Annotated in this window: 14 protein-coding genes; 9 read left to right on the top strand and 5 right to left on the bottom strand. The window is 65.3% G+C overall.

Features of this window, described 5'->3' with window-relative positions; translation table 11 throughout:
- Positions 1-828 carry a universal stress protein gene (locus Y882_RS18795; RefSeq protein ID WP_052949769.1) on the bottom strand — a complete coding sequence of 276 codons (828 nt, stop codon included), beginning with the start codon at positions 826-828 and terminating at the stop codon, positions 1-3.
- Between the two features lie 290 nt (positions 829-1,118).
- On the opposite strand from Y882_RS18795, the gene Y882_RS07505 reads away from it, so the two are divergent.
- From Y882_RS07505 to Y882_RS07495, 3 genes are all read left to right on the top strand, one after another.
- A complete protein-coding gene (locus tag Y882_RS07505) occupies positions 1,119-1,547 on the top strand; it encodes a hypothetical protein (protein ID WP_046971375.1) in 429 nt (142 codons plus the stop codon).
- 145 nt (positions 1,548-1,692) lie between these two features.
- Positions 1,693-2,361, top strand: a complete 669-nt coding sequence (gene trhA / locus Y882_RS07500) for a PAQR family membrane homeostasis protein TrhA (RefSeq protein WP_046971289.1) — start codon at positions 1,693-1,695, stop codon at positions 2,359-2,361.
- On the top strand, positions 2,358-2,735 hold the full coding sequence (locus Y882_RS07495) for a TfoX/Sxy family protein (protein WP_046971288.1): 378 nt from the start codon (positions 2,358-2,360) through the stop codon (positions 2,733-2,735). Before trhA ends, Y882_RS07495 begins: the two co-directional genes overlap by 4 nt.
- Positions 2,736-2,745: 10 nt before the next feature.
- Here Y882_RS07495 and Y882_RS07490 read toward each other — a convergent pair whose 3' ends face one another.
- Together Y882_RS07490 and Y882_RS07485 are read right to left on the bottom strand one after the other, a co-directional pair.
- Positions 2,746-4,518, bottom strand: a complete 1,773-nt coding sequence (locus Y882_RS07490; protein ID WP_046971287.1) for a DUF885 domain-containing protein — start codon at positions 4,516-4,518, stop codon at positions 2,746-2,748.
- Between the two features lie 105 nt (positions 4,519-4,623).
- Positions 4,624-5,106, bottom strand: coding sequence for a DUF456 domain-containing protein (locus Y882_RS07485; RefSeq protein WP_046971374.1), 483 nt, complete (start codon positions 5,104-5,106; stop codon positions 4,624-4,626).
- Between the two features lie 121 nt (positions 5,107-5,227).
- Here Y882_RS07485 and Y882_RS07480 point away from each other — a divergent pair, with 121 nt between their 5' ends.
- Positions 5,228-5,863 carry an RIO1 family regulatory kinase/ATPase domain-containing protein gene (locus Y882_RS07480; protein WP_046971286.1) on the top strand — a complete coding sequence of 212 codons (636 nt, stop codon included), beginning with the start codon at positions 5,228-5,230 and terminating at the stop codon, positions 5,861-5,863.
- Between the two features lie 87 nt (positions 5,864-5,950).
- On the opposite strand, the gene Y882_RS07475 is transcribed toward Y882_RS07480, so the two are convergent.
- Complete coding sequence (locus tag Y882_RS07475) at positions 5,951-6,838, bottom strand: LysR family transcriptional regulator (RefSeq protein WP_046971285.1); 888 nt, start codon at positions 6,836-6,838, stop codon at positions 5,951-5,953.
- Positions 6,839-6,954: 116 nt separating this feature from the next.
- Here Y882_RS07475 and Y882_RS07470 point away from each other — a divergent pair, with 116 nt between their 5' ends.
- A complete protein-coding gene (locus Y882_RS07470) occupies positions 6,955-7,557 on the top strand; it encodes a short chain dehydrogenase (RefSeq protein WP_046971284.1) in 603 nt (200 codons plus the stop codon).
- A 140-nt stretch (positions 7,558-7,697) separates the two neighbouring features.
- Here the strand turns inward: Y882_RS07470 and Y882_RS07465 are convergent, their stop codons facing one another.
- Positions 7,698-8,474: a ferredoxin--NADP reductase gene (locus Y882_RS07465; protein ID WP_046971283.1), complete on the bottom strand. Its 777-nt coding sequence runs from the start codon at positions 8,472-8,474 to the stop codon at positions 7,698-7,700.
- Between the two features lie 261 nt (positions 8,475-8,735).
- Between Y882_RS07465 and dusA the strand changes: the two genes are divergently transcribed.
- From dusA to Y882_RS07445, 4 genes are all read left to right on the top strand, one after another.
- Positions 8,736-9,749 (top strand): tRNA dihydrouridine(20/20a) synthase DusA, encoded by a 1,014-nt coding sequence (gene dusA, locus Y882_RS07460; protein ID WP_046971282.1) that lies wholly within the window; start codon positions 8,736-8,738, stop codon positions 9,747-9,749.
- 98 nt (positions 9,750-9,847) lie between these two features.
- Positions 9,848-10,168, top strand: a complete 321-nt coding sequence (locus Y882_RS07455) for a PepSY domain-containing protein (protein ID WP_046971281.1) — start codon at positions 9,848-9,850, stop codon at positions 10,166-10,168.
- A complete protein-coding gene (locus Y882_RS07450; RefSeq protein ID WP_046971280.1) occupies positions 10,168-10,860 on the top strand; it encodes a response regulator transcription factor in 693 nt (230 codons plus the stop codon). Before Y882_RS07455 ends, Y882_RS07450 begins: the two co-directional genes overlap by 1 nt.
- On the top strand, positions 10,826-12,244 hold the full coding sequence (locus Y882_RS07445; protein ID WP_046971279.1) for an ATP-binding protein: 1,419 nt from the start codon (positions 10,826-10,828) through the stop codon (positions 12,242-12,244). Before Y882_RS07450 ends, Y882_RS07445 begins: the two co-directional genes overlap by 35 nt.
- Positions 12,245-12,565 lie beyond the last annotated feature (321 nt).

Raw genomic sequence — 12,565 nt, 5'->3', positions numbered from 1 at the left:
TCAGTGCGCCACCAGCATCGGCACATCGCCATGCATGAACAGGTGGCGGGTGGTGCCGCCTAGCACCATTTGCGCGAGGCGTGAGCGGCTCCAGGCACCCATCACGATCAGGTCGGCGCCCTGGCTATGCGCAGCCTCCAGCACCGCTGGCCCGGCGGCGTGACTGGGGCCGCTGTCGAGGGTATCGATGCGCGCGTTGATGCCGTGGCGCTGCAGCCAGTCGGCCAGGCCGGGCGGCGGCAGCACCGGCAACATCTCCGCATTCATTTCGCTGCCGTCCAGTACGCGCACTTGATCGGCCTTCTGCAACAGCGGCACCGCCGCAGCCAGCGCGAGCGCGGATTCGCGGCTGCCGTTCCACGCCACCAGCACATTGGCACCGACGCTGGGTACGGGCGCCACGTCCGGCACCACCAGTACCGGACGTCCACTGGCGAACACGCAACGCGATACCGAGCCGAAACCGACCGGGGCGTCGCTGCGCTTCTGGCTACGCTCCATCACCAGCAGGTCGTAACCGGAGGCCGCCTGACTCACTGCCTGGACGGTGTCGCCCTGGGTGACTCGCCAGCTGCCGTTGAGCGCACGGGCGGCCAAGGCCTGCTGCCATTGGGGATCATGCGTCCGCGCTTCGGCCACGCGGCGCTGCGTTTCTTCCAGCTGCACGGGTACGGCTTCGGGAAGGCTGAAGGCGGTGGCCGGCAGATCGGCCACGTAGAGCGCATCGAGCCGCGCGCCCAACCGTTGCGCCAAGGCCAGGGCGGCGCGCGGAGCGGCAACGCCAAGGTCCAGATGGTCCAGATGCAACAGCAGGTCGATCGCAGACATGGCGGCTCTCCTGATTCCCTATCCGACATCAGCATAGAGCTTGCCAATGCTGACCGTGTAGCGCGCGTTGTCGCAAGGCAAAAAAAGCCCCGCACAGGAGGCGGGGCGGTAAGGCCGGGCATCGGGGGAGAGAGAGGGGATGCCCGGTTATCGCATTGTTTGCCTTGGCGGCTTGCTATGGCGTACATCCTGGGTGAATGGCCTGTTCACGCCGCGGCCGGCAAGCGATTGCCAGAATCGCGCGCTTGCTGCCTACTGGCGGCGCGCAACCAGGGAGAACCGCAATGAGCATGTCCAAGTGGATGGCTGCCACCGTGCTGGCCGTGGCCGGCTGGGCCGCGTCGGTGCCGGCGCATGCCGGCGATATCGAATGCAAGATGAGCTTCAACCTCGCCGGCTGGTCGGTGTTCTATCAGACCGCCACCGGCAACGGCACCGTCCACTGCAACAACGGCCAGAGCCTGTCGGTGCACCTGCGCGTCAAGGGCGGCGGGCTCACCTTCGGCAAGAGCCAGATCACCAATGGCGTGGGCAAGTTCTCCGGTGTCAGCAGCATCAGCGAGATCAAGGGCCATTACGCCGATGCCGGCGTGCATGCCGGTGCGGCCAACTCGGCCGGTGCGCGGGTGATGACCAAGGGCAACGTCTCGCTCGCACTCAGCGGCACGGGCAAGGGCTGGGATCTGGGCGTGGCCTTCGGCGCCTTCATCATCGAGTGATCGGACGGCACGGCGCGCCGGCGTCGTGCGGTCTTGCGTCGCGGGTGTGCCTGCTGGCTGCCCGCTTCCGCTCTTGTTGAATCGGATCGCGCGTCCTAAGGTGGCGGGGCCGTACGCTCCAGTACGTTCCGTTCAAGGAATCCCCATGTCCGCCACCTCCGGCACGGCTCTCCCCCGCTATGCCTTCGGCGATGAGCTCGCCAGCAGCGTGATCCACGGCATCGGCATCCTGCTGAGCATTGCCGGCCTGGTCACCCTGGTCACGTTTGCAGCGATGTATGGCGACACCCGGGCCGTGGTGGCCAGCGCGGTGTTCGGCACCACCTTGATCCTCTGCTACACGGCCTCGACGCTGTATCACTCCATTCCCGGCGTGCTGGCCAAGCGCGTGTTGCGCACGCTTGATCACATCGCGATCTTCCTGCTGATTGCCGGCACCTATACGCCGTTCACCCTGATCGCCTTGCCGGGCGCCTGGGGCTGGAGTCTGTTTGCCACGGTGTGGACGCTGGCGCTGATGGGCAGCGCACTCGAACTGGGCCTGCTGAAGAAGTACCGCAAGCTCGCGGTACTTATGTACATCGGCATGGGCTGGGTGGGCGTGATTGCATTCAAGCCCTTGCTGGCGCATCTGCAGACGGGCGGCATGGTCTTGCTGATCGCCGGCGGCGTGGCGTACACGCTCGGCGTGCCGTTCTACCTGTGGCGCAAGCTGCCGTATCACCACTCGGTGTGGCACTTCTTCGTGCTGGCCGGCAGCGTGCTGCACTATCTCGCCGTGCTGCTCTACGTGTTGCCCGACGCGCTGATGTGAATCCCGGGATCGAGCTACTTCGTCGGGAACTGGAAGACGCCGCCACGCATCTGGGACGTCCACACGATCTGCGCTTCAAGTCGATGTTCGGCGGCTTGATGGCCTGGTTCGACGAAAAGCCGTGCGCGTGGCTGTCAGGTCAAGGCCTGGCGTTGCGCCTGGCGGCAGCCGATCAAGACGCATTGCTCGCCCATGAGGGCGCGGCTCGTTTTCGTCATCGCGCCGACGAGCCGCCCAGCCGCGACTACATCCTGGTGCCGCCGGCGCTGCGCGCTGACACGGCGCACTTCGCGCAATGGCTGGAACGCAGCGGTCACGCGCCCGCGCCAGAAAAGAAAAGGCCGCGCTCGAAAGCGCGGCCTCGTCAGCACTGAACAGCCGTTCTTACTTCGCCTGCTTCTTCTGCGACGGGATGAACTGCGTGCGCACCGCTTCGGCGAGCTGCTCAGGCGGCAACAGGCCCTGGCCGATCACGAAGTCGTTGAAGGCCTGGCGGTTGAAGTCCTTGCCCAGCGCCAGCTCGGTGTTCAAGCGCGTCTGCTGCAGGCGCATGTAACCGTAGAAATACGCAGTGGCCTGGCCCGGGCTGTTGAAGGTGTAACGGTCCAGTTCCTGCTGCGTCATCGCTTCGGACAGGCCCACGTCGTAGCGCAGCACATCGTGCGCACGTTCCTTGGTGATCAGGCCCAGGTTGAGCATCGGATCAAGATACGCACGCGCCGCGCGCTGCAGGCGTGCCTGCAAGGCCACGAACTGGCCCGACGGCGGCTCGTACGGCAGCATTTCCGACTCGGCATACAGCGCCCAGCCTTCCACGTTGACGCTGTTAAAGGCGAACAGGCTACGCGCCAGCGACACGCCGCGTTCCACCATCGCCGCGAACTGCAGCTCGTGGCCCGGGCGGCCTTCGTGCGCGGTCAGTGTCCACGCGGCGGCCTTATAGGTGAAGTCGTCATAGGAATCGGACTTGCTGCCGCTGGGGTTGCCCATGGTCAGTACGAAGGTGCCCTGTTCGCCGTGGTTGTTGATGAACGGCGGCGGGTCCATGTGCGGTGCCGGCACGGCGGCGGTTTCCGCTTCCGAGGCCAGGCGCATCTGCATCTTGCGCTGGGGCAGGGTGATGATGTGTTCGCGGCGGATGGTGTCTTCGATCTTGCCGATGATCTCGTGGTACCAGGGCACCACGTCATCCTTGCCCAGCTGCTGCTTTTTCAGCGCCTTCAGCACGTCGCGATAGTCGGTGGCCTGGATGCCTTCTTCCTTCGCCACCACCGGCGCCATCATCTGCATCATCGAACGCAGCTCGGTGAATTCGAACTGCGCTTCCTTGATCAGCTGTTCCGGCGGGATATCGATGCCGACCTGCTTGAGGTTGTACGCATACAGCGGTTCGGGCAGGCGGAAGTCGGCGCGTTCGCGCGGCACGATGGTAGTGCGCACCCACTCGTCGTATTCCTTGAGCTGGCTGTCCAGCGCATCGAGCGCGGCCTTGCCCTGCGCGTCATCGAGCTTGTACTTGGCGAACAGCTGGCGGATGCCCTGGGTGTAGCGCGGTGTATTGCTGAGCTTCTGCTCCACTTCGTTCTTGTACGGGCCGATCAGGTCCTTTTCGCCCAGGCGCGCGGTGGTCTGCGCCTTGGCCAGCTCGACCAGCGGCGTGCAGCCCGCGGTCTTGCCCACGTAGCATTCCAGGCGCTTGAGCGCGGCGGGGCGGCGATTGGCGGCCACGTCGTCCTTGAGCAGGACAAACTCGCCCTGGAAGATCAGCTGGCCCACGTCCTGGTACGGCAGCATGTACTTGTGATTGAGATCGATGCCTTCGATCTGCTGATCGATGGCCTTGATCATGATCTGCAGATCCTGGCGGACGTTATCGTCCTTCTCGCTGGCCAGCATCTTCTCGAGCTTGCCCTTGGCATCGACGAAGGCGGCGCGCGAGCGCGCGTCGACGTCGGGCTTCATGTCGACGACCTTGTCGTCGAAGCCGGGCACGCCGATCTGCGAGGCGAATTCCGGGTTGAACTTCGCCATCACGTCGAGCAGCACCTTGGCATCGGTGTTGCTGCGTTCGATCCAGGCGGGCGACTTGGTTTCCGCCTGGGCGGAACCGACGGCAACCAGCGAAACCGCCAGTGCCAGGGCGAGACGTTTGGACATGAGCACTTCCCTGAAGGTGGAGTGCCCCGAGCCTATAGGGCAGCGCGTACGCCGCGCCATGTGCCGAAGGTCGCGCTAGCCGAATGGCCAGTCCCGGCCCCGGGTTCAACCAAACAGCATGGCAAACGCAAACAGGCCGATCATCACAAAGGAAATCACCAGCTTCACGAACGTGCCGACCAGCAAGCCCAGCCACGTGGCCACGCCCACATGGGCCGAACGCAGCACGCTGGTGCCCGAGGTCAGCTCGCCCAGCAGGGCGCCCAGGAACGGACCGGCGATGAGCCCGGCCAGCCCGAAGAACATGCCCACCACGGTGCCGATGCCGGCGCCCCAGATGGCCCGCCGGCTGGCGCCCACCCGCTGGGCGCCCAGCGACGCCGCCGCGAAGTCCAGCGCCACGCCGATGGCGCCGAGGACGCCGATCACCACCAGCCACCACGTGCCCAGGTGCCGGTACTGGTCCACCGCCGCCGCCAGCCAGATGCCGCCGAAGATCATCGGGATGCCAGGCAGGGCAGGCAGGATGTTGCCGGCCAGGCCGCCGATCATCAGCAGCGCGGCCAGCACGTAAAGCGCGATCTCCAGCATGAGGTTCTCCATGTCCTGGGGCGCAGCATATCGGCACGGCTACACAGCCTGCATGACGCGGTTGGGCCACAATGGCGCACGACAACCGCGGGGAGCGTTTGTGGATACCTCAGGCGACATGCTGCTCAAGTCCGATGAACTGGGCCGCATCGCAGTGACGGAGCGGCATGGCGTGCGCGTGATCTGCCGCGATGTCGATGCCGCCTGCTGGTGGGCGCGCGCATTCGCGCGTCATGCCGCCGCACGCGAGGCGCGTGCACTGCGCAAGCTCGATGGCGTGGACGGCGTACCCGTCCTGCTGGGCTGGAACGGACGCGAGCTGCTGCGCAGCTATATCGCCGGCGCACCGATGCAACAGGCGCGACCCTGTGACCGGGCGTACTACCGCGATGCACTGCGCCTGCTCGCGCGCCTGCATCGGCGCGGCATCGTGCACAACGACACCGCCAAGGAACCCAACTGGCTGGTGTGCGTGGACGGTCGTCCTGCGCTGGTGGATTTCCAGCTCGCCTGGACGCGCGGCAAACGCGGGGCCTTGTTCCGCGCCTTGGCTCGCGAAGACCTGCGTCACCTGCTCAAGCACAAGCGCACGTACTGCGCGCAAGCCCTCACTGCAAGGCAGCGTGTGATCCTGCAGACGCCCGCGCCGCATGCGCTGCTGTGGCGCGCCACCGGCAAGCGCCTCTACAAACTGATTGCGCGCCGCGTGTTTGGTTACTGGGACAACGAAGGCCAGGGTCGCGTACGCGATTGATGGTGCGTCGCCCTTGTAGGAGCGCACCCTGTGCGCGAACGGCACGCAGTGCCGGCGCGATGCGCCGTTCGCGCACAGGGTGCGCTCCTACACCCCAAACCGCTCCAGCAAAAACTCGATCATGCTGCGCAGCTTCGCCGTCGGCCGGCGATCCTGCGCATACAGCAGGTGCATCGGCGTCGACGGCGGCGCCCATTCGGGCAGCACGGCCATCAGCCGTCCTTCGGCCAGATCCTCCGCCAGCAGGACTTCCGGCTGCAGCACGATGCCGGCGCCATGCAGGGCCGCGACACGCAAGGCATCGCCATGGTCGACCGATAACCGCCCCTGCACTGGCACGTCACACTCAGCGCCCTCAGGCCCGAGCAAACGCCACTGATCGCGGCGACGCCAGTTGGTGAGGCCCAGGCAGGTGTGCTTGGCAAGCTCCTCGGGACGCGACGGATTGCCGTGCTTGGCCAGGTACTGGGGCGATGCGGCCAGCAGCATGCGGTACGGCAGCAGGGGGCGCGCAACCAGTTGCGGATCATCGACCGCGCCAATGCGGATGCCCAGCTCATAGCCTTCGCTGACCAGGTCGAACACGCGATTGTCCAGCGACAGCTCCACGCTGACGTCGGGATAGCGTTGCAGGTAGTCGGTGAGCGCCGGCGTAAGCCTGCGGCTGCCAAAGCTCATCGGTGCGGTGATGCGCAGGCGGCCACGCGGCGTGGCCTGCAACTCGTGGGCGCTGCGCTCGGCCAGTTCCACATCGGCCAGCACCAGCTTGCAGCGCTCGTAATAGAGCCGGCCCACCTCGGTGAGCTGCTGCCGGCGGGTGGTGCGATGGAGCAGGCGCGCGCCCAGGCGCTGCTCGATGGCGCGGATATGTTTGCCAGCCATGGTCGGCGACACCCCGCTGGCTTCCGCGGCCGCCGCGAAACTGCCGGTATCCACCACTCGCACGAACATCGCCATGCTTGCCAGCGTATCCATGATTGAAAACCCATGGTTCGGAATGGCTCGCATCATGGCACGTTTATTGTTACTGCCGCTCGGCGGACACTGGCCGCTTGGCGACCCATGCCGGGTCGCATCCACGAGGCTTCACCATGCGAATTCTACTTGTCGGTGCCAGCGGCATCGTCGGCCAGGCGGTGGCGGGGGCCCTGGCGCCCCATCACGAGCTCATCCGAGCCGGGCGTCACTCGGGGGATGTACGCGTTGATCTCACCGATATGGCGAGCATTGAGCGCATGTATGCCCAGGTCGGTCAGCTTGATGCGGTGGTCACCGCGGCTGGCAGCGTGCATTTCGGCGAGCTGGTGAACACCACGCCCGCGCAGTTCATGTCCGGGCTGCAGGATAAGTTGATGGGGCAGGTGAATGCGGTGATCGCCGGTATCGCGCATCTGCGTGATGGTGGTTCGTTCACGCTGACCAGTGGGATCCTGGCGGAGGAGCCGATCAAGCAGGGCACCAATGCCACCACGGTGAACGCGGCCATCGAAGGCTTCGTGCGTGCGGCCTCAACGGAATTGCCGCGCGGTCTGCGCATCAACGCAGTGAGCGCGACCGTGCTCACCGAGGCGCTCGACGCCTATGGCCCGTATTTCCCGGGATTCGAAGCGGTGGACGGTGCGCGCGTGGGGCAGGTGTATCGGCGCAGCGTGGAAGGTGTGTTGACCGGGCGCGTTTACAAGATCTGGGAGTAACCGCGGCGCTGAGAGAAATTAACTGTGGGAGCGCACCCTGTGCGCGACGGGCCTTGCGTCGAGGTACAACGCAGCGCCGTCGCGCACAGGGTGCGCTCCCACAACAAGCAAGAATGCCCCGCAAAAATCAGGGCCGCGCTTTATTTCTCGACGAACGCCCGCTCAATCACATAATCCCCCGGCTCACGCGTACGCGGCGACACCTGGAAACCACGCGCATCCAACAATGCGCAGGTGTCATCGAGCATCGACGGACTGCCGCACAGCATCACCCGATCCGTCGCCGGATCCAGCGGCGGCAAACCAATCGCGTGGCTCATCGCGCCATCGACGATGTTGTCGGTGATGCGCCCCTGATTGCGGAACGCTTCGCGCGTCACCGTGGGGTAGTAGATCAATTTCTCGCGCACCAGCTCGCCGAGGTATTCGTGCTGCGGCAGCTCGGTTTCGAGATAGTCCTTGTAGGCAAGGTCGTTGACGTTGCGCACGCCGTGCGCGATCACGATCTTCTCGTAGCGATCATAGGTTTCCGGATCGCGCACCAGGCTCATGAACGGCGCCAACCCCGTGCCCGTGCCCAGCAGATACAGATGCCGGCCCGGCTTGAGGTCGTTGAGCACCAGCGTGCCAGTGGGCTTGCGGCTGACGATCAGCGGGTCGCCGGGCTTCAAGTGCTGCAGGCGCGAGGTGAGCGGACCATTGGCCACCTTGATGCTGAAGAACTCCAGGTGCTCTTCGTAGTTCGCGCTGGCGATCGAATACGCGCGCATCAGCGGACGGCCATCCACTTCTAGGCCGATCATCACGAACTGCCCGCTGTCGAAGCGGAAGCCCGGATCGCGCGTGGTGCGGAAGCTGAAGAGACTGTCGTTCCAGTGGTGCACGTCGATCACGTGCTCCGTCGCCAATGCCACCATTGCCGGTACCGTCCTAAACATCTTGGGGAAGCTGCGGGCAGGGCACCGGCCAGGCCGATACCGGACTCGTGTGGGGAGGGCGGAACCCGCTGCGCCTGACGAGTGCTGCCCTGGGGGTGCAGCGAAGGCGCCATTATGCCATGGCACCTTCCTGGCTCAGGCGGCCGCGCGTGCTGGGATACGGTTTATTGCGGCAACCTGCCGCAGCGGATGAGCCGCGCGGATAGGGGGCTCCGCGACCCGCCGGGCCAACCAAGTACAATGGACCCCATGTCAGCCCTGATTTCCCCCTTGCGGCAGCCGATCCAGCCGGACGACTGGCGCCTCACCGTCGCGCCCATGATGGACTGGACGGACCGCCACTGCCGGTATTTCCACCGGCTGCTGTCGCCGCATGCGCGCCTGTACACCGAGATGGTGACCAGCGCCGCCCTGGTCCGGGGCAAGCAGCTGCGCCTGCTCGAACACAGCCAGCAGGAGCACCCCGTGGCCCTGCAGCTGGGCGGCAGCGAGCCGGGCGAACTGGCCATCGCCGCGCGCTATGGCGCGGAGGCGGGCTATGACGAGATCAACCTCAACGTGGGCTGCCCGTCTGACCGAGTGCAGTCGGGCCGTTTCGGCGCCTGCCTGATGCGCGAGCCGGCCCTGGTGGGCGATTGCGTGAGGGCCATGCGCGATGCGGTCGATATCTCGGTCACCGTCAAATGCCGCATCGGCGTGGACGACCAGGACGACTACGCCGACCTGCAGCACTTCACCGAGACGATGATCGCCGCCGGCGTGGAAGTGCTGGTGGTGCATGCCCGCAAGGCCTGGCTGCAGGGCCTGAGCCCCAAGGAGAACCGGGAGATCCCGCCGCTGGACTATGAGCGCGTGTATCGCCTCAAGCGCGAATTTCCCGACCTCGTGGTGGTGATCAACGGCGGCATCACCTCGGTGGAGCAGGTGCAGGCACACCTGCAGCAGGTCGACGGCGTGATGCTGGGCCGCGCGGCGTATCACGACCCCTACCTGCTCGCCCAGGTCGAGGCCGCGCTCTACGACGAGCCGATGCCGACCCGTGAAGACGTGCTGCTGCGCCTGCGCCCCTACGTCGAGGCCGAGCTGGCCCGCGGCACCGCGCTCAAGCACATCAGCCGCCATCTGCTGGGGCTGTACCAGGGCGAGCCCGGGGCCCGCGGCTTCCGCCGCCGGCTCAGCGAGGGCGCCCACTTGCCGGGGGCCGACTGGTCGCTGATGGAGCAGGCCATCGCACAACCACGCATCGCCGCGTGACCGTTCAGGTTCGTCCGGCCTATATTCAGCCGCGATTCCATAGTCTGAACGACGATGGATACCGTCCCCCTGCCGTTACCCCGGGCTTGTTTAACAAAATGAAAACAATCCTGCGTCCCCTGGCATGGCTGCTGGCACTGTCGACAGGCACGGTCGCCTGGGCGGCACAGTCCGCGGAGCCATCCATGTCGCTGGAGCAGGCGGTAACCCAGGTGCAGCATGAAACCGGTGGCAAAGTACTGTCCGCCAGTACCGTACGGCGGGGCCGCAGTTCCTTCGAACACCGCGTGAAAGTGTTGACGCCCACCGGGCATGTACGCGTGGTGACCGTGACCACGGAGGCCAGCAAGGCGCCGGCTTCCAGTGATTCGACCAAGAACCCGTCCAGTGACGGTGGAAGCAACAAGGAGAAACACTGATGCGCATTCTTTTGGTTGAGGACGAGGCTCCCCTGCGCGAGACCCTCGCCGCCCGCCTGAAGCGCGATGGTTTTGCCGTCGATGCGGCCCAGGACGGTGAAGAGGGCATGTACCTCGGACGCGAAGTGCCCTTCGATCTGGCCATCATCGACTTAGGGTTGCCCAAGATGTCGGGCATGGACCTGATCAAGTCGCTGCGTGAAGCCGGCCAGCGCTATCCCATCCTGATCCTCACCGCCCGTGGCGGCTGGCAGGACAAGGTCGAAGGCCTCAAGCACGGCGCCGACGACTACCTGGTCAAGCCGTTCCACGTCGAAGAGCTGCTGGCGCGCATCAACGCGCTGGTGCGCCGCGCCAGCGGCTGGTCCAAGCCCATCCTGGCCTGCGGCCCGATCAAGCTGGATACCACCGCGCAGACTGTGACGGTGGAAGGCAAACCGGTCGACCTGACCAGCTATGAATACAAGGTGCTCGAATACCTGATGCTGCACGCCGGTGAGCTGGTCTCCAAGGCCGACCTCACCGAGCACATCTACCAGCAGGATTTCGATCGCGATTCCAACGTGCTGGAGGTCTTCATCGGCCGCCTGCGCAGGAAGCTGGACCCGGAAGGCAACCTCAAGCCCATCGAGACGGTACGTGGACGCGGATACCGCTTTGCCATCCCTCGCAGCGAAAGCGAAGACGAATGATCCATCGCCGCCGCGCCGCCCGCTGTCACTGGCGGGCCGTGCGGCGCTGGCGACGGGATTCGTGCTGGCTGCGTTCCTGGGCGTGGTCGGGCTTACGCTCACGCGTACGGCCGCCGACAGTTCGCTGAAGGGGCTGCAGGATCGCCTGCAGAATTTTGTCGTGGCTTACCTGGCGGGCACCGAAGTCGGTCGCTCCGGCAAGGTACTGCTGCCCGACACGCCGCCCGATCCGAGTTTCTCGCGACCGGGCTCGGGCCTTTACGCCGTCGCCATCGGCGACAACGGCTTCAAGTGGGAGTCGCCCTCGGCCATTGGCCGCGACTTCGGCTTCCTGCATCCGCAGGCGCCAGGCGAAGAACACTTCGTAGGCCCGGTCGATACCCGCATGGGGCGGCTGTACTACTACATCTACGGCGTGGCGCTCGATACGGCTGAAAAGAAATCGGTGCACCTCACCTTCATGGTGGCGCAGACCGAGGACCAGCTTGAGGGACGCAACGCGGTATTCCGACGAAGCCTGGTGTTCTGGCTGGCGTCCTTGGGCGTGATGCTGATCCTGCTGCAGATGCTGTTGCTGCGTTGGAGCCTCACGCCGCTGCGCAAGGTGGCCAACGAAATGTCGCGCGTGGAGCGCGGCGAACGCGAGCACCTGGGCGATCAATATCCGCTGGAACTCACCGGCCTGACCGAACGCATCAATGCCTTCATCGACAGCGAGCGCGAGCAGCGCGTGCGCACGCGCAACACGCTGGCCGACCTGGCGCACAGCCTGAAGACGCCGCTGGCGGTGATCCGCTCCAGCCTGGAAAGCGCCATCGCGCAATCGGCCTTGCGCGATCCGGTGCTCGAGCAGGTGCGCCGCATGGACGAGCTGGTCGCTTACCAGCTTGCGCGCGCTGCCACGTCCGGACGCCAGACCTTCGCCACCACCGCCATCCCCATCGCCGGTCACGCGGAAGACCTGGTGCAGAGTCTGGAGAAGGTCTACGCCGCCAAGAACGTGTTGTGCGAATTCGATATCGACGACAACGCGGCGTTCTACGGCGAGCAGGGCGATCTGCTCGAGCTGATGGGCAACCTGCTGGAAAACGCGTTCAAATGGGCGCGCCATCGCGTGCTGCTGGTGGTGAAGATGCGCCCCGTCGCCGGCCGCCAGCGTCCCGGCTTGTGGTTGAGCGTCGAGGACGATGGTCCGGGCATCAATGACGACAAGATCGAGGCGGTGCTGCAGCGTGGCGTGCGTGGCGATGAGCGCGTGCAGGGACACGGGATCGGCTTGTCGATCGTGCAGGACATCATTCGCGCTTATGGTGGCGAGTTGGTGGTGGATCGGTCGCCGGAGTTCAATGGGGCGCGGTTTAGTGTGACGTTTCCGCCGGGGTAGGGTTGGCCCTCATCCTCTCCGTTTTTGCACGTCATCCCGGCGCGGGCCGCTCTTTTGCTCGTCATTCCTGCGAAAGCAGGAGGCGCTTTTCAATAGCCGAATGGCTGGTCATCCAGCTTTTGATCGTCATTCCTGCGAAAGCAGGAATCCAGTGACTTTGCGCTCGGTTGTCGCGTTACGCCAGCGTGCCGCCTACGCGGCGGGCGTTTCGATCGGCTGCCGCCGCTCGAGTCACTTTTCTTTTGCTGGCCCAAAAGAAAAGTAACCCAAAGAAAATGGCCTGATAACGCCCGCAGCATCGTGCTGGGATAAGCCCGAACG

This window comes from Dyella japonica DSM 16301, assembly GCF_001010355.1.
Lineage (GTDB): Bacteria > Pseudomonadota > Gammaproteobacteria > Xanthomonadales > Rhodanobacteraceae > Dyella > Dyella japonica.
The sequence above is the reverse complement of the archived record's forward strand: the minus strand, read 5'-3'. Positions and strand labels throughout refer to the sequence as shown.

Excerpts from the sequence above, each read along its gene's own strand:
- Y882_RS18795 (WP_052949769.1), bottom strand. The coding sequence starts at position 828 with ATGTCTGCGATCGACCTGCTGTTGCATCTGGACCATCTGGACCTTGGC.
- Y882_RS07505 (WP_046971375.1), top strand. The coding sequence starts at position 1,119 with ATGTCCAAGTGGATGGCTGCCACCGTGCTGGCCGTGGCCGGCTGGGCC.
- trhA (WP_046971289.1), top strand. The coding sequence starts at position 1,693 with ATGTCCGCCACCTCCGGCACGGCTCTCCCCCGCTATGCCTTCGGCGAT.
- Y882_RS07490 (WP_046971287.1), bottom strand. The coding sequence starts at position 4,518 with ATGTCCAAACGTCTCGCCCTGGCACTGGCGGTTTCGCTGGTTGCCGTC.
- Y882_RS07480 (WP_046971286.1), top strand. The coding sequence starts at position 5,228 with ATGCTGCTCAAGTCCGATGAACTGGGCCGCATCGCAGTGACGGAGCGG.
- Y882_RS07475 (WP_046971285.1), bottom strand. The coding sequence starts at position 6,838 with ATGGATACGCTGGCAAGCATGGCGATGTTCGTGCGAGTGGTGGATACC.
- Y882_RS07470 (WP_046971284.1), top strand. The coding sequence starts at position 6,955 with ATGCGAATTCTACTTGTCGGTGCCAGCGGCATCGTCGGCCAGGCGGTG.
- Y882_RS07465 (WP_046971283.1), bottom strand. The coding sequence starts at position 8,474 with ATGGTGGCATTGGCGACGGAGCACGTGATCGACGTGCACCACTGGAAC.
- dusA (WP_046971282.1), top strand. The coding sequence starts at position 8,736 with ATGGACCCCATGTCAGCCCTGATTTCCCCCTTGCGGCAGCCGATCCAG.
- Y882_RS07455 (WP_046971281.1), top strand. The coding sequence starts at position 9,848 with ATGAAAACAATCCTGCGTCCCCTGGCATGGCTGCTGGCACTGTCGACA.
- Y882_RS07450 (WP_046971280.1), top strand. The coding sequence starts at position 10,168 with ATGCGCATTCTTTTGGTTGAGGACGAGGCTCCCCTGCGCGAGACCCTC.